The organism is Curvibacter sp. GW821-FHT09D12 (assembly GCF_059416245.1).
On record NZ_JBWKOU010000007.1, the window covers coordinates 1 to 14,691 of the forward strand.

Below are 14,691 nucleotides of genomic sequence, written 5' to 3' on the forward strand. Positions count from 1 at the left end.
CAAGACGACGGAATCAGCACTGGATAAAGCGGCTCGGCGCGCATGAATTAGGCGACAACTGTCTTGACACGCACCGAAGGCCACCGAGGCCTGGGTCAGGGGCTGCGCCTGACCAGACGCATACAAAGTCAATGGGAGGGCGCCCTGCGTTGGGCTACCGTCGTGACGCCTCACCACCGGCGGGCACGGTGCAACTGCAAATCACACAATGAGCCGCCTCAAATGAGTTGGCTCAATTGCCATAGGCCCATCGCAGCGAGCGCCGCTGCAGAGCACAGGTTGACCGCCCGCTGCCATCGGGCGTCAAAGCGATCACGCAGCCAGGCCACGCCTGTCGCCAAGATCAGCCACCACAACGCTGAGCCGACCAACACCCCCAGCACCATCACCCAAGGCGATGGAACGGGGGCCCCCCCCGCCAATGCACCAAACACGGCCATGAACGAGAGGATGGTGGTCGGATTGGACAGCGTCAAAAAGAATGTCCCTGACACGTAGCGCAGCAAGCTGCCCTTGGGCAGGGCCGCATGGCGGCCCCGGGCAGGCGGCTGCTTGGCGATTCGCCATGCAAGCCACAGCAAAAAGCCCCCGCCGAACAAACCCAGCCACAGCTTCAAGCCAAGCAGCCAAGCCATCAGGCTCGTCACGCCAAACGCACCAATCGCACCGTACATGGCATCTGCAAAGGCCGCGCCAAGGCCCGTGGCCAAACCGGATGCGCGACCATGATCCAAGGTGCGTTGGATCGCAAGAATGCCGATTTGCCCCACGGGCGCGGCGATGGAAAGGCCGATCAGCATCGACTGGGCAAACAGGCCCATCAATGGAAAAGTGTGATGTGTGTCCATGCCTAGGATTCTCTGAAGAGGCATGACGGCTGCACAGAACAAAATTCAGGCAAAAATGGATTTCATCGTCGATTTTTCAGGTGAATACGAGATATGACTGAATCCGTTGTTGAACTGGATGCGAAGGCCTGGGCCCTTCTGATGGCCTTGCAAGCTGAGGGTCGGGCGCCGCTCAAGACCCTGGCCTCCGCTGCGGGGCTTTCGGTTCCTGCCACGGTCGAACGCTTGAAGCGGCTGCAGGATGCAGGGGTTGTGCGCTCAGTGACCGCAGAACTGGACCCGGCGCTGGCCGGCTACCCGGTGAGCGCCATCATTGGCATCACGGTGGCGCAGCCCGGAAAGAAGGCGTTCCTTGACAAGCTGCGTCGTGCCCCCGAGGTGTTGGAATGCAAGCATGTGGCCGGCGCAGACTCGTACCTGTTCACGGTGGTGGCCCGCAGCCTGCAAGATCTGGAGCAGTTTCTGTCGTCCATCAACGGGTACGGCGAGACCCGAACCTCCATTGTGTTTTCCACCCCCATTCCACGCCGTGGGCTGGTGGCCCCTGGCGCGTCACGCGAATGAACCCAAACCGGAACCGGCGCCACAGGCGGCACGCAGATCCGGCTCGTTGAACCGTTTCGGCAATAGCGCGTCGCAGGCGGCCCTGCCGTTCTGCCGAACAGATCAAATTTCGTTTCGATGAGAAAAGTGGTCTTTGCTCATGAGCACATCCACACGGTGCACCTGGGCTGCGCCGGCCAGGATCGCGTTCATGCGTGCGAGGTCTCGGAAGATGTCGCCCCCACCCCCGTCGACATGGGCCTGGCGCCCTGCCAAATCGGGAAAGGCCTCGAAGATGGCGAAACGGGTCTGCGAGAACCTCACGGCGAACCACGGCCCTGTCGCCGGCTCTGATTCAACGCATGCCCGAATGTCTCGCAGCATCTGCACAGCCGCCTCCTCCTTTCCGGGACGGGCCTCGATTTGGATGAAGAAGGCCTTGCGGCCCTCCGATCCTTGTTCGCCCAAGACCTGAACCCCCTGGTGCGGGGCCATGGACGAATGTGAAGAAGGCTGAATCGCCGGGACTGGGGTCGTGGTCATGAGGGCATCTCCTGAATGGGGTTCACCACTGTGGCTTGAAGCCCAAGCCTGCACGTGCAGGAACGTCGACAATCCTTGCCTGAATGTCCAGACTGGCTGGGTTGCGCGCCACGCCCCAGCCAAAATGCGCCATGGACAAAGACCTGATACGGGCGCTCCGGCGCCACACCGACGAGCAGCGCGAGGCCACCACGACCGCGGTGACACCCGTGCGCGGCCTGTATTTGGTACGAAGCACAGCGCCCAGCGAACTGGAGCACACCGTGGCTCAACCCTTGGTTTGCTGGGTGCTGCAGGGCTGCAAGCGAATCAGCCTGGGAAGCGGCGAATCGTCCTATGCGGCCGGCGAGACCCTGATCGTCACAGGCAATGTCCCAACGGTCAGCCGAATCAGCGAGGCCAGCGTGGCCACCCCCTACCTGGCCTTGGCGTTGAACCTGGACCTTGCCGTGATCACCGACCTGGTCACCCACTCACCTGAAGTGCATGCACGCCCTTGCGGGCAGGACACCCGTGACGAGCTGCACGACGCGCTTCGCCGATTGGTGTTGCTACTCAATCGCCCAGAGTCGCTGGCCGTGCTCAAAGATGGCCTCATCCGAGAAATTCACCACTGGCTGCTGTTGGGCCGACAAGGGCCCTCCATTCGCCAACTGGGCTCGCCAGACAGTCACGCACGGCGTGTTGCCCGAGCGGTGGCGATCTTGCGCGTCAACTATGCCAAGACGGTACCAGTCGAACAATTGGCGGCGGCCGCCGGCATGAGCCGCTCGGCCTTTCACCAACACTTCCGCGCCATCACCTCACTGACACCCCTGCAGTTTCAGAAACAGTTGCGGCTGATCGAAGCACGCCGCCTGATCCTCTCCACCGGCAAGATCCTCAGCCAGATTGCCTTTGACGTCGGCTACGAGAGCACCTCGCAATTCAGCCGGGAATATGCCCGCATGTACGGCCGGCCGCCAAACAGGGACAGGCAGAGTGCGGCCGCCCGATCAGAAACCATCAAAGCCGCCCGATAGCCTGCCTGTGCTGACCCCCAACCACGCCCCACTATCAGAGGAGCGCCCATCGGGTCAGGCTGGGTGGGGGTAAATCAGCAGTCAGCCCCATCACCCCATCGGCTTCCACGGCGGCACATCCCTTTCGGGGTAGTCCCGGGGCGGCGGCAGCGCGGCCTGGCGCTGGGCTTGTCGTTTGATCTGGCGCCGGGATTGCGGCGCTTCATCACGGGCTTGCCTTGTGTGCATGGGTCTAGCCTACGCTTCTGGTCCATGCGGGTCTACCGGCTGTCTGCCAGCGTGGCGCAGGCGCATCACTGCAGGCACAGACAAGCCTTTGTCAGGGTTTTGACATCATTCTTGAGGGTTGGGCCTTGGCCTTGGCCTTGGCTTGAGCGTGGGCTGTGGCTCGTGGGCGACCGCGCCTTCAGGCCACCACGATCGCATCTTGATGGTTGGCGATGTGAAAGGTGTGGGCCAGGGCGTAGTCGGTGCGGCTCAGGGCGCCGTAGGCAAAGTGGGGTTGCAGCGGCCCGGTGTGGGACTGAAAGCGGGCGATCGCGGCGCGCAGGCGCAGGGCGCCGGGTTTCCAGGCCTCTTGCTGGGTGAGTGCGGGCGCGCCGGGGATGGGCTCGGTCAGGCCATGGCTCATGTGGCCGCGCCACTTGAAGAACGAAAAGGCCAAGGTGCCTGCGGTCTGCTGAAACAGCGCACTCTTGGGCTCAGGAAAGCCGTCCAGGCTGAACTCGATGCTTTGGGCCAGGTGCTCGAAGACGGCCAGCATCTTCCAGTCGGTGCTGCTGCTCACGCTGCGGGCCTGGTCCAGTTGGTCCAGCCAGCGCAGGGCGTCGCTGAGTGATTGGATCTTGTCGAGGGGCGTGTTTGCCATGGCCATTCCTGATAGGGCGCCCACCTGAAGGGCCAAGAAGTGTCTGCGTTGCATGACGCCGATGCTAGCGTTCATCGCCGCGCCCTACACGACTGGCACCCCAGCCCGCAGGCCACACCGGCGTCAATAGACAAATAGGCGACAAAGCGAGGCCGGGTTTGCCCCCCTGCCGACGAATTCGATGCTGCACCGCACCCACAAGGTGCACGCTCTTGCACCGGTTTATGGCACATTCAAGTGTTCATTCTGAACCCCGCTTGTTGCCGATTGCCATCATGTCCCTCACACAACTCTCGATTGGAAAGCGCCTGGCGCTGGTTTTGGGGCTGATCCTGGCCCTGTCGCTGCTGAGCAGCCTGGTGGCTGTGATCAAGCTCAAAGAGATGGGCGAGGTGTCTGAGGCGATGCTGACCGTCAACCTCAAGACCGAGCGGGCCACGTCTGACTGGCTGCGCCACACCACGGCCGGCATCCAGCGGGCGGCGGCCATTGCCAAAAGTGGCGATGCGGCCTTGATCGAGTACTTTGCGCCTGCCACGGCCGAGTCGATCCGCCTGACAAATGACCTGCAAAAGCAGGTCGAAGCCCAGATGACCGCCCCCGACGACAAGCAACTGATCGACAAGGTGGCCCAGCTGCGCAAGACCTACCTGAGCGCGCGTGAAGAGGTCAGCAAGCACAAGAAATCAGGCGATGCAGACGCTGCGGCCCGCGCCTTCAACGAGGTGTTCGAGCCCACGTCGCGCCAGTACCTGGCCTCGGTGCAGGAGGTGGCCGACCGCCAGCGCAAGCGGCTGGACGATTCGGCCCAACGCAGCGAGGCCTTGCGCACGCAGACCAGCACCCTGCTGATGTTGTGCACGGCCCTGGGGCTGGTGTTGGGCGTGGCCCTGGCGTGGTACCTGGCCCGCAGCATCACCGGCCCGCTGCGCAAGGCGCAGGCGATTGCCCACCAGATTGCCGACATGGACCTGACGGGCCAGCCCCAGGCCAGCTACAGCGGCGACGAAACCGGCCAGTTGCTGCAGGCGATCGACCGCATGCGTTCGGCGCTGCAGCAGGCGCTGCGCGAGGTGCACGGGGTGGTCAACAGCATTTCCACGGCCAGCAGCGAGATCGCCTCGGGCAACCAGGACCTGAGTGCCCGCACCGAGCAGACCGCCAGCAACCTGCAGCAAACCGCCAGTGCCATGGAGCAACTGACCAGCACGGTGCACCAGAGCGCGGCCGCCGCTTCGCAGGCCGCCAACCTGGCGGGCTCGGCCGCCCAGGTGGCCCAGCGCGGTGGCAATGTGGTGTCCGAGGTGGTTCGCACCATGGACCAGATCAATGGCAGCTCCAAAAAGATTGCCGACATCATCGGCGTGATCGACGGCATCGCCTTCCAGACCAACATCCTGGCCTTGAACGCCGCGGTTGAAGCAGCCCGTGCTGGCGAGCAGGGGCGGGGCTTTGCCGTGGTGGCCGGCGAGGTGCGCTCGCTGGCGCAGCGTTCGGCCCAGGCGGCCCGCGAGATCAAGGCGCTGATCGGCTCCAGCGTCGAGAACGTGGAAACCGGTGCCCGCCAGGTGGGCGATGCCGGCCAGACCATGAACGACATCGTCAACAGCATCGAGCGGGTGACCCTGATGATGCGCGACATCACCACCACCACCGCCGAGCAAAGCCAGGGCATCGACCAGGTCAACACCGCCGTGTCGCAGCTGGATCAGATGACCCAGCAGAACGCCGCGCTGGTTGAGCAATCGACGGCCGCCGCCCACAGCCTGAGTGACCAGGCCCAGCGACTGAACCAGGTGGTGGCCCGCTTCCGGCTCGACCCATCGGGCAGCCGGCACGCGCTGCTGAACTGATTTCACCGGCCTTAAACCCCAATCATCTCGACCCGGTTGCGCCCCGCGTTCTTGGCGCGGTAAAGCCCCTTGTCGGCGCGCTGAATCAGCGCGGCCAGCGTTTCGTGGTGCCCCTGCACCAAGCTGGCAACCCCGATGCTGACGTGGCAACTGGGGACCTCCCGCCACACGGCCGGGCCGTTTCTGATGCGCTCGGCCACCTGTTCGGCGTCTCCGGCCGTGGTGCCGGGCAGCACCACCACAAACTCGTCGCCCCCGTAGCGCGCCAGCAAGGCCGGGCGCCGCAGAATGCCCTGGACCCGGTCGGCAAATTCCTTCAGCACCAGGTCGCCCACATGGTGGCCTTGCAGGTCATTGATCTGCTTGAAGTGGTCCAGGTCCAGCAGCAGCACCGACAACGGCTGGCCGCGGCGCAGGCAACCCGCCAGCGCACTGTCGCCCAGTTGAAACAAGGCGCGGCGGTTCAGGGTGCCGGTCAGGCTGTCGCGCAGGGCCATGTCCTCCAGCATCAGCCGGATGTTTTCATGGGTCATCAAAATGGCGCAGACCGGGATCAGCACGTCGGCCGATGAATAGCCCACGGCATACACCACCTGCATGAGCTCGATGGAGTCGACCCCATCGCCATCCGGGGCCCAATAGCCCACCAAGGCGCGGGCCGAGATCAGCAGCACCAGCGAGACCATGGTGGCCAGGGTCAGGTAGCGGGCAAAGGTCTTTTCCTGCCGGTAAATCACCCAGGCGTGGTACGCGAAAAGGGCCACCAGCACGGCCCTGGCAAAGATGCGCCGGTGGATCGGCCCGTCGTCATAGCCCGCAAAAACCACCATGGCCGTGGCAGCCACCGCCACCAGCCACCACAGAAATCGCCGCGGCAAGGCGCGATCAAAAAACTCGCAGGTGCCCGCCAGAAACAGGGCGGCCGTCAAAATCAAGCACACGTTCTGCGCGCCAATGGCCACCGCATCGGAGGTGAAGTTGCGCAACAGGATGCGGGTCAGGGTGCCCAGCCCCGCCACCAGGGTGGCGGCGGCCCAGAAATTCAAGCCCTTGATGGCGGCCGTGCGATCCCGGCCGATGAAACCCAGGATCAAACCCATCATGCAACTCATGACACCCGCATAGGCAATCACAGTGGGCAGGTCGAAGCGAATCACGGCGTGGCAGGACGGCAAGCAGACATCGGCCCAATGTAGCGTTGACCGCGCAACCTGTAACAGCGAAACAATGAACCTGTGGCGCCCAGCATGAAAGTGGGGCCGGTGCATCCAAATGGGGGATTGACGGCACAGACGGCATGGAAGGCCTGGGCAGTGCAGCAAGGGCCGCGCGAGCTGAAAAGCCTGGCCAAGCCCTGGCAGATAGGCTTCGATGGGTTGAAGCCGCCCCAGAAAGAAAAAACCCCCAAGGTTTTGGGCCTTGAGGATGAACGATCAACAGGGTTGACCGGGAGACAAGGCTTGAGTTTACATCCTAGGGAAAACCCGCGCAAGCCCCCAGCAGAAGGTTGACAACGGTGCCACCGGCCACCTTGCGCCATCGATGCGCGGTCGGCGTCAGGCCGGGCCAGCGGGCAGGTGCCTGGCGGCTATACTCCGCACCCCGCCGACGCCCCCGGGTCAGGCCGCCAACAGCGGCGCTGTTGAGCAGGCCCTGGCCGCTGATCAAGACGACTGGCCTGAACAGGCCGCCGCCGGCGGCCCCAACCCATCACCCTCCCCCCGCGCCGCCCGACGGCGCGCCTCACGCGAAGCTATTGACCGCCATGGACATCATCGTCAACGAAGAACTGCTGGCCTACATCGACCCCCTCACCCCCGACGAACACGCCGCGCTGGAGCGCAGCATCCTGGCCGAAGGCTGCCGCGATGCCCTGGTGCTGTGGGGCGATGTGCTGGTGGACGGCCACAACCGCTACGGCATCTGCCAGAAGCACGGCATTGCCTTCAACACGGTGCAGAACACCCAGTTCAAATCCATGGACGACGTGCGCCTGTGGATGATCGACCAGCACCTGGGCCGCCGCAGCCTGAGCGACTTTCAGCGTGGCGTGCTGGCCTTGCGCAAAAAAGAAATCATCGCCAGCCGCGAGACCGCCCCTGCGGCCCCCGCAGCAAGCGCAGCCGCAGCCGCCTCAAGCGACCCCATCGCCCATCAGCCCGCCCCCGAGTCCGGCGCAGGCCCAGACACCCCGCCCTGGGAGGGCGATGCCGCGGCAGCCCCGGCCACCCCTGCCACGGCCAGCGCCGCCCCCCCGGTCGAGACCGATGCGGCCCTCACGCGCGAGGCCCTGGCCCGCGCAGCCCGCGTGAGCAATGCCACCATGGTTCAGATCGAGAAGATCCAGAAGGCCGCCGCCCCCGAGCTGGTGGCCGCGGTCAAATCGGGCACCATCTCGATCAATGCGGCCGCCACCGTGGCCACCCTGCCGGTTGAAGAGCAGGTGGCCGCAGCAGCCGGCGGCAAGAAGGAATTGCAGCAGGCCGCCCGCAAGGTGCGTGCTGCCAAGGCGGTGGAACGCACAGAGCCCGAAACCCCTGAAGGGGTGATTGCACGCCTGCGCCAGACCATCGTGGAGCTGACGACCGAGAACAGCGCACTCAAGGCCGAGGTCGAGCGCCTCAAGGGTTTGCGTTCCGAAGCGGCCTGAGCCGGGGCAGCACCGCGCCGGCCCCCCCTCAGGCCTGGGGCGGCGCCGGCTTCTTGGGCTTGGGCTGGTAGCCAAAAAACACGGGATGGTGCTTTTGCACCAGCGGCCCGTCAAAGTCCCAGGCCTTGCAGCGCCCCAGGTGCAGCGGTGGGCGCTGGGCATCGCCCGAAAACGCATTGGGCAGGGCCTGGAAGGCCACCGTGGCCATGTTGAAGAGCAGCTCGCGCAGATGGGCACAGCCCTGCACGCCGCCCAGCTGGCGCTCAATGGTCTGGCGCCAGCCCCCCGACAACGAACACCCCACCATGCGGCGCATGGTGGCCTGGGCCGACGGGCATTCGCCGTGCGGCACGCTGTCCATGGCCACGTGGATGTCTTGCACCACGAAAGTGGTGTCCAGCGTCAGGCGGATGTGCATGTGGTGAATGGCCTCGCCAGGCTGCCACAGGCCTTCGCCCGGGATGTCGAACACCTCGCTCTTGGTGTCACGCATTTCGCCTTCGATGTCCCACAGGCCATCGTCACGCTGGAAAGCCTCATAACGAACCTCGCGGGTGTGCGAGGGGCGGCGTGGGCTGGGTTCGGGCAAGGGCAAATCGGCACCTCTGTTGGCTGGAGAAAACAGCAGGCCAGGGGCCCGCGGGCAGCGCGATTCTAGTGAGCCTGCCCCATGAGCCAGGTCACCTGCGCATCAAGCCACCCTTCGGCCCGGGCCAGAGTTTCAGTGAGGGACTTTCGACCTGTGGCCTAATAGGGGGTTTCAACCTTTTGTACAGAAGAACGCCATGGGCAACAAAATCGTCACCGAAGCTGATCGCAAGCGCACTCCCGCCCCGACCCCCCTGCCGGGCATGCCCAACCCCACCGGTGGCCGCGGCCAACGCGTGAGCCTGGAGCGTGGCGTGGCCACCCGCAGCAAGAAGAACCCTGGCAAGCGCTCCAAGAAGGGCGGCTGAGGCCTCTTTTCTCTGAGCCACTGGGAGCAGGCCCCTGCCCCAGGCCCCAAAAGCCCTCGTGCGCCCTGTGCCCGAGGGCTTTTTGCATGGGCTTGCGCCTTCTCGTGGGGCCGCCCTCGAACCCATGGGGCCCAGATGGGGCCGCCTGGGTCGGGCATGCACCGGCCCCTACTGCCGAGGGTGTCGATACTGCCCATTTTTTAGGCAACGCAAGAACAGCCCTTTGAAATCAAGCACTTAGCCCACTTGATAGGGGTCCCCCCACGGCTTGTCCACAGGGTTCTCCTCGTTTCGCAGGGACAAAGCGATGCCGCACGGCCAGGCCCGCATCCCAAGCCGGCAGCGGGTGTGATCAAGCGGCCTTGGCAGGCACAACAGGGCCTGAAAGGCTGTGTTTCAGCGTGGTTTCAGGCGCTTACCCGGCCTGAATCAGCCACCTGCTCAATTTTTGAGCAACGCAAGGCTTTCCCAATGAAATCAAGGGCTTGTGCAGGCCCTCCCCGCTCGCCCCACGGCTTGTCCACAATGTTGTCCAGCTTGGGCGGGGATAGTTCGGCCCAACTCAGCGGCGCAGGCCCGGCACCAGGGCCTGACGGCGCTCGGGGCTGTCGAGGTCCAGGCGCAGGGCGTTGGCAGGCGCCCCCGGCGCAGCCATGTCGGCGGCCTCCCCGGCCGGACGGCCCGATCGGTCCACCGCCACGGCCAAGGTCAGCACGTATTGCTCACGCTCTTCGCGCACCGAGCCCACCACGCTGTTGCCGGCCTGCAGGGCCACCGCATCGGTGCTGTTGAGTGTGTCGCGCAGGCGGGTGCGCAAGTAAGCCTCCTGCTGGCTGAAGAGGTACTCGCTCAAGGCATCGGGCAGAAAAAGCTGCGAGGTCAACACACAGCGCTCGCCGTTCCAGACCTTGAAATGGATGTGTGCGGTGCGCCCGGCATGCCAACCGGGGTAAATGGTGCGAAAGGCCGCCACGCCATTGCGGTCGGTGGCCTGGCGGCCGCGCAGAAAACTGCGCCCGCGGGCATCGATGTCGCCGTTGTCGCCCTGCCCCACAAAGCCGGAATACACGCCCTGCGCGTCGCAATGCCAGACCTCGACCAGGGCCCCGGCAAAGGGCATGGCGGTCTGGTCGACCACCACGAAACGCAGCTCCATCGGCACGCCGGGCAGCCCCTCGCTGATGTCGGCACGCATCAGGGCCGAGGCATCAAGGTAATGCGGCCCTTCGGGTGCGGCCGAGGTCAGGCGTGGCACCAGGGCCGGTTCACGCTGCACGATGCGGGGCGCCGGGGTCGACGACGCCGCGGATGCCGCAGATCGCCCGCCGTGCACCGGAGCCGCCTTGCCCTTGCCTGCCGCGGCCTTGCCGGCCGGGGCCGCATGGGCTTTGTTTTTTTGCGGGGTCGCCAGGGCTGGCGCCGCCAGCAAAGCCACCGTCAGCCCCAACAGACGGCGACGCAACAAGACAGAGGTCAGGGGGACTTCGGAGCAATTCGGGTTCAAGGCAGCGTCCTTGGCAAGCGGTTCAGGCAAAGCTCAAAAGCCTAACGGAAAGCGGTCAGCCGCGGATGAACAAAGCCCCTGCAAATGCTAAAAAAACGCAGATTTCACCGCGTCACGACGGCGGCACGCTGCAGCGGTTTCACCTCAGCCACCTGCCCCATCAACCAGTCTCGAAAAGCGGTCAGCACAGGGGGGTCGTCTTGTGCGGGCGTGACCAGGTAGTAGCCTCGCTCACCCTGCAGCGAGGCCGTGCAGGCCGGCACCAGTTCGCCACGCGCCAGCTCAGATTCAATCAGCAGCGGCGGCATCAGCGCCACCCCCAGACCGTGCGAGGCGGCCACCGCCAGCATCGAGAACAGCTCGTAGCGCGGCCCTTCCATGGCCCTTGGCGCCTCGGTGCCCTGGGCATCAAACCACTGACGCCATCCGTAGGGCCGGGTGCTTTGCTGCAGCAGGGGCAGGCCGGCCAGGGCCTGCGGCGTGAGCCCGCCCGGGCTCAGGCCCCGGCGGTGCAGCCAGGCGGGGCTGCAGACCGGCAACACGTCTTCGCTCAACAGGGGCACTGCCCGCACCCCGGGCCAATTGGCCACCTGCTCGGGGGTACCGGCGTACAGGGCGGCATCGAACTCGGTATCGGCAAACAGAAACGGGCGGGTGCGGGTCTCGATGTGCACCACCAGATCAGGGTGGCGCTGGGCCAGATCGGGCAGCCTGGGGATCAGCCAGCGCGTGGCAAAGGTGGGAACGGCGGCCAACACCAGCCCCCCACCCAGGCCCTGGTGGGCCATCACGTCCAGGGTGTCGCGCTCCAGGCCCTGCAGCCGGCGCGACACCTGACGCCAGTAATTGGCGCCGCTGGGCGTCAACGCCACACCATGCCGGGTGCGGCGGAACAGGGCCACGCCCAGAAACTCCTCCAGCGCCGTCACCTGGCGTGAGACCGCGCTCTGGGTCAGGGCCAGCTCTTGTGCCGCACGGGTGTAGCTTTCGTGCCGGGCGGCGGCCTCGAAGCAGGCCAGCGCCTGGGTGGAGGGGATTTTGCGTTTCATGCCGTTATGGAACTTGTGAAGCGGATTGGCCGCATTTTCCAGGTTTTTTTGAAACAAGAAATGCATCAAAGGAATATCTGGATGTCAAATACTCGTTTGCGCAAGGCTGCGGCCCCGGCTACGATGCACCGCATCAAGCATTGACTTTTCTGCCACTGACCGGAGACCCCTCATGAGCCGTGCCGCCTTCCAATGGGCTGACCCCTTTCTTCTTGACCAACAGCTCACCGACGACGAGCGCATGATCCGTGACGCCGCTGCGGCCTACTGCCAGGACAAGCTGGCCCCGCGCGTGCTGGAAGCCTTCCGCCACGAAAAGACCGACCCGGCCATCTTCCGCGAAATGGGCGAGCTGGGCCTGCTGGGCCCCACCATCCCCGAACAATACGGCGGCCCGGGCCTGAACTACGTGGCCTATGGCCTGATCGCCCGCGAGATCGAGCGTGTGGACTCGGGCTACCGCTCGATGGCCAGCGTGCAAAGCTCGCTGGTGATGGTGCCCATCTACGAATTCGGCACCGAAGGCCAGCGCCAGAAGTACCTGCCCAAGCTGGCCACCGGTGAGTGGATCGGCTGCTTCGGCCTGACCGAACCCGACCACGGCTCCGACCCCGGCAGCATGGCCACCCGCGCCTACAAGACGGCCGGCGGCTACAAGCTCAAGGGCAGCAAGATGTGGATCTCCAACAGCCCCATCGCCGACGTGTTCGTGGTGTGGGCCAAGGAAGTGTCTGAAGGCGGCGCCGTGGGCCCGATCCGCGGCTTTGTGCTTGAAAAAGGCATGAAGGGCCTGAGCGCCCCCGCCATCCATGGCAAGGTCGGCCTGCGCGCCTCGATCACCGGCGAAATCGTGATGGACGACGTGTTCGTGCCCGAAGAAAACGCCTTCCCCGAAGTACAAGGCCTGAAGGGCCCGTTCACCTGCCTGAACAGCGCCCGTTACGGCATCGCCTGGGGCGCCCTGGGTGCCGCCGAGTTCTGCTGGCACACCGCACGCCAATACACCCTGGACCGCAAGCAGTTCGGCCGCCCCTTGGCCGCCAACCAGCTGATCCAGAAAAAACTGGCCGACATGCAGACCGAGATCGCACTGGGCCTGCAAGGCTGCCTGCGCCTGGGCCGCATGAAGGACGAAGGCACGGCCGCGGTCGAAACCACCTCGATCATCAAGCGCAACTCGTGCGGCAAGGCGCTGGACATTGCCCGACTGGCCCGCGACATGATGGGCGGCAACGGCATCAGCGACGAGTTCGGTGTGGCCCGCCACCTGGTGAACCTGGAGGTGGTCAACACCTACGAAGGCACCCACGACGTGCACGCCCTGATCCTGGGCCGTGCGCAGACTGGCATTGCGGCTTTCGGGAACTGAGCCCCCCCTGTTGGGGCTCACTGCGTGTAGCCCCCTCCCCCCCCAGGGGGCGATACCTGCGGACTGGCAGAGCCAGCTCCGCGGTATCCTGGAACGGGCTTCGCTTCGCTTGCCGGTGCCTAGACCAGGCCGCGACCTGTTGGCCAGTCCCCTGTTGTTTCCTTGTACTTTGGATCTATTGATGGGCATCGGGGCCCTCGGATCTTCGGCATGCCATCGTCTGAAAATTGCCTCATGACTCAACTCCCCACACCCCAGCCTGGGGCCCTTGCCGGTCTCAAAGTTCTTGATTTGTCCCGCGTGCTGGCGGGGCCTTGGTGCACGCAGATCCTGGCGGATCTGGGGGCGGATGTGGTGAAGGTGGAGCGGCCCGGGGCGGGGGATGACACTCGGCACTGGGGGCCTCCCTTCCTCAAGGATGCGGCGGGGCAGGACACGGATCAGGCCAGTTATTTCACGGCCTGCAACCGCAACAAGCGATCCGTGACCATCGACATGGCCAGCGCCGCAGGGCAGGCCCTGATCCGCGAGATGGCACTGCGCGCCGACATCGTGGTGGAGAACTTCAAGGTGGGTGGGTTGCAGCAGTACGGGCTGGACCATGCCAGCCTGCTGGCTCTGAACCCGCGCCTGATCTATTGCTCGGTGACCGGTTTCGGCCAGGACGGGCCCTATGCCGAGCGCGCCGGCTATGACCTGATGATCCAGGCCATGAGCGGCATGATGAGCATCACCGGCCGGGCCGACGACCAGCCTGGCGGCGGCCCGCTGCGGGTGGGCGTGGCGCTGACCGACCTGTTCACCGGCATCTATGCCTCCACCGCCATCCTGGCCGCACTCAACGTGCGGCATCAGACCGGCAAAGGCCAGCACATCGACATGTCGCTGCTCGACGTGGGCATGGCCATCCTGGCCAACCAGGCGGCGGGGTTCCTCAACACCGGCAAGGTGCCCGGACGCCAGGGCAACAGCCACCCCAGCCTGGCCCCTTACCAAGACTTTCCGACCGCCGACGGCGCCATGTTGCTGGCCATCGGCAACGACGGTCAGTTTGCGCGCTTCTGCGCCGCGGCCGGTCGGCCCGAGTGGGCCCAGGACGAGCGCTTTGCGACCAACACCCTGCGGGTGAAGCACCGCGAAACCCTGATCCCGCTGATGGGCGAGCTGACCCGCACCCGCCACACCGCCGACTGGATCGCCCTGCTCGAAGACAAGGCCGTGCCCTGCGGCCCGATCAACGACATCGGGCGCGCCTTTGACGATGCCCAGGTGCAGGCCCGTGGCCTGGCCGTGACCCTGCCGCGCGACGCGGGCGATGGCATTGCACAGATCCGGGGTGTGGCCAGCCCCCTGCGCCTGGCCGACAACCCCCCCGTGCTGCGCAACGCCCCGCCAGCCCTGGGCCAGCACACCGATGAGGTGCTGCGCGAGCTGGGGCTGGACGCGGCCCGCATCGCCGAGTTACGCGCCCAGAACGTGCTCTGAA

The 14,691-nt window shown here is 65.3% G+C and carries 15 protein-coding genes; 8 read left to right on the top strand and 7 right to left on the bottom strand.

The genetic code is table 11. From position 1 onward, the window contains the following. Positions 1–218 precede the first annotated feature (218 nt). Positions 219–848, bottom strand: a complete 630-nt coding sequence (locus AC07PT_RS12915) for a LysE/ArgO family amino acid transporter (RefSeq protein ID WP_494656894.1) — start codon at positions 846–848, stop codon at positions 219–221. A 93-nt stretch (positions 849–941) separates the two neighbouring features. Here AC07PT_RS12915 and AC07PT_RS12920 point away from each other — a divergent pair, with 93 nt between their 5' ends. Further along, on the top strand, positions 942–1,412 hold the full coding sequence (locus AC07PT_RS12920) for an Lrp/AsnC family transcriptional regulator (protein ID WP_492347997.1): 471 nt from the start codon (positions 942–944) through the stop codon (positions 1,410–1,412). Between the two features lie 102 nt (positions 1,413–1,514). Here AC07PT_RS12920 and AC07PT_RS12925 read toward each other — a convergent pair whose 3' ends face one another. Beyond that, entirely contained in the window at positions 1,515–1,886 is a 372-nt protein-coding gene (locus tag AC07PT_RS12925) for a putative quinol monooxygenase (RefSeq protein WP_494656895.1), read from the bottom strand. 179 nt (positions 1,887–2,065) lie between these two features. On the opposite strand from AC07PT_RS12925, the gene AC07PT_RS12930 reads away from it, so the two are divergent. Continuing rightward, positions 2,066–2,956, top strand: a complete 891-nt coding sequence (locus AC07PT_RS12930) for an AraC family transcriptional regulator (protein WP_494656896.1) — start codon at positions 2,066–2,068, stop codon at positions 2,954–2,956. Positions 2,957–3,362: 406 nt separating this feature from the next. On the opposite strand, the gene AC07PT_RS12935 is transcribed toward AC07PT_RS12930, so the two are convergent. Then, entirely contained in the window at positions 3,363–3,824 is a 462-nt protein-coding gene (locus tag AC07PT_RS12935; RefSeq protein WP_492347993.1) for a DUF1569 domain-containing protein, read from the bottom strand. A gap of 275 nt (positions 3,825–4,099) precedes the next feature. Here AC07PT_RS12935 and AC07PT_RS12940 point away from each other — a divergent pair, with 275 nt between their 5' ends. Then, positions 4,100–5,677, top strand: coding sequence for a methyl-accepting chemotaxis protein (locus tag AC07PT_RS12940; protein ID WP_492347992.1), 1,578 nt, complete (start codon positions 4,100–4,102; stop codon positions 5,675–5,677). A gap of 11 nt (positions 5,678–5,688) precedes the next feature. Here the strand turns inward: AC07PT_RS12940 and AC07PT_RS12945 are convergent, their stop codons facing one another. Beyond that, entirely contained in the window at positions 5,689–6,852 is a 1,164-nt protein-coding gene (locus AC07PT_RS12945; RefSeq protein WP_494656897.1) for a GGDEF domain-containing protein, read from the bottom strand. Positions 6,853–6,924: 72 nt separating this feature from the next. Between AC07PT_RS12945 and AC07PT_RS12950 the strand changes: the two genes are divergently transcribed. Together AC07PT_RS12950 and AC07PT_RS12955 are read left to right on the top strand one after the other, a co-directional pair. After that, positions 6,925–7,188 (top strand): hypothetical protein, encoded by a 264-nt coding sequence (locus AC07PT_RS12950; protein WP_494656898.1) that lies wholly within the window; start codon positions 6,925–6,927, stop codon positions 7,186–7,188. Between the two features lie 254 nt (positions 7,189–7,442). Then, positions 7,443–8,327 carry a ParB N-terminal domain-containing protein gene (locus AC07PT_RS12955; RefSeq protein WP_494656899.1) on the top strand — a complete coding sequence of 295 codons (885 nt, stop codon included), beginning with the start codon at positions 7,443–7,445 and terminating at the stop codon, positions 8,325–8,327. Between the two features lie 28 nt (positions 8,328–8,355). Here the strand turns inward: AC07PT_RS12955 and AC07PT_RS12960 are convergent, their stop codons facing one another. Next, on the bottom strand, positions 8,356–8,916 hold the full coding sequence (locus tag AC07PT_RS12960) for a DUF2889 domain-containing protein (RefSeq protein WP_492347988.1): 561 nt from the start codon (positions 8,914–8,916) through the stop codon (positions 8,356–8,358). A gap of 196 nt (positions 8,917–9,112) precedes the next feature. Here AC07PT_RS12960 and AC07PT_RS12965 point away from each other — a divergent pair, with 196 nt between their 5' ends. Beyond that, positions 9,113–9,283: a hypothetical protein gene (locus AC07PT_RS12965; protein WP_169737782.1), complete on the top strand. Its 171-nt coding sequence runs from the start codon at positions 9,113–9,115 to the stop codon at positions 9,281–9,283. Between the two features lie 562 nt (positions 9,284–9,845). Here AC07PT_RS12965 and AC07PT_RS12970 read toward each other — a convergent pair. Together AC07PT_RS12970 and AC07PT_RS12975 are read right to left on the bottom strand one after the other, a co-directional pair. Further along, complete coding sequence (locus AC07PT_RS12970; RefSeq protein ID WP_494656900.1) at positions 9,846–10,748, bottom strand: dioxygenase family protein; 903 nt, start codon at positions 10,746–10,748, stop codon at positions 9,846–9,848. Between the two features lie 143 nt (positions 10,749–10,891). After that, the gene (locus AC07PT_RS12975; protein ID WP_492347986.1) at positions 10,892–11,836 is read right to left on the bottom strand and encodes a LysR substrate-binding domain-containing protein; all 945 of its coding nucleotides are present in this window, start codon (positions 11,834–11,836) and stop codon (positions 10,892–10,894) included. A gap of 172 nt (positions 11,837–12,008) precedes the next feature. On the opposite strand from AC07PT_RS12975, the gene AC07PT_RS12980 reads away from it, so the two are divergent. Further along, complete coding sequence (locus AC07PT_RS12980) at positions 12,009–13,205, top strand: acyl-CoA dehydrogenase (protein ID WP_019574607.1); 1,197 nt, start codon at positions 12,009–12,011, stop codon at positions 13,203–13,205. A 234-nt stretch (positions 13,206–13,439) separates the two neighbouring features. Next, the gene (locus tag AC07PT_RS12985) at positions 13,440–14,690 is read left to right on the top strand and encodes a CaiB/BaiF CoA transferase family protein (protein ID WP_494656901.1); all 1,251 of its coding nucleotides are present in this window, start codon (positions 13,440–13,442) and stop codon (positions 14,688–14,690) included. Position 14,691 lies beyond the last annotated feature (1 nt).

What these genes read in the sequence shown, in the direction of transcription:
- AC07PT_RS12935 (WP_492347993.1), bottom strand. Translation starts at nt 3,824, where the DNA reads ATGGCAAACACGCCCCTCGACAAGATCCAATCACTCAGCGACGCCCTG.
- AC07PT_RS12940 (WP_492347992.1), top strand. Translation starts at nt 4,100, where the DNA reads ATGTCCCTCACACAACTCTCGATTGGAAAGCGCCTGGCGCTGGTTTTG.
- AC07PT_RS12965 (WP_169737782.1), top strand. Translation starts at nt 9,113, where the DNA reads ATGGGCAACAAAATCGTCACCGAAGCTGATCGCAAGCGCACTCCCGCC.
- AC07PT_RS12985 (WP_494656901.1), top strand. Translation starts at nt 13,440, where the DNA reads ATGACTCAACTCCCCACACCCCAGCCTGGGGCCCTTGCCGGTCTCAAA.
- AC07PT_RS12950 (WP_494656898.1), top strand. Translation starts at nt 6,925, where the DNA reads ATGAAAGTGGGGCCGGTGCATCCAAATGGGGGATTGACGGCACAGACG.
- AC07PT_RS12915 (WP_494656894.1), bottom strand. Translation starts at nt 848, where the DNA reads ATGGACACACATCACACTTTTCCATTGATGGGCCTGTTTGCCCAGTCG.
- AC07PT_RS12975 (WP_492347986.1), bottom strand. Translation starts at nt 11,836, where the DNA reads ATGAAACGCAAAATCCCCTCCACCCAGGCGCTGGCCTGCTTCGAGGCC.
- AC07PT_RS12920 (WP_492347997.1), top strand. Translation starts at nt 942, where the DNA reads ATGACTGAATCCGTTGTTGAACTGGATGCGAAGGCCTGGGCCCTTCTG.
- AC07PT_RS12930 (WP_494656896.1), top strand. Translation starts at nt 2,066, where the DNA reads ATGGACAAAGACCTGATACGGGCGCTCCGGCGCCACACCGACGAGCAG.
- AC07PT_RS12980 (WP_019574607.1), top strand. Translation starts at nt 12,009, where the DNA reads ATGAGCCGTGCCGCCTTCCAATGGGCTGACCCCTTTCTTCTTGACCAA.
- AC07PT_RS12955 (WP_494656899.1), top strand. Translation starts at nt 7,443, where the DNA reads ATGGACATCATCGTCAACGAAGAACTGCTGGCCTACATCGACCCCCTC.
- AC07PT_RS12925 (WP_494656895.1), bottom strand. Translation starts at nt 1,886, where the DNA reads ATGGCCCCGCACCAGGGGGTTCAGGTCTTGGGCGAACAAGGATCGGAG.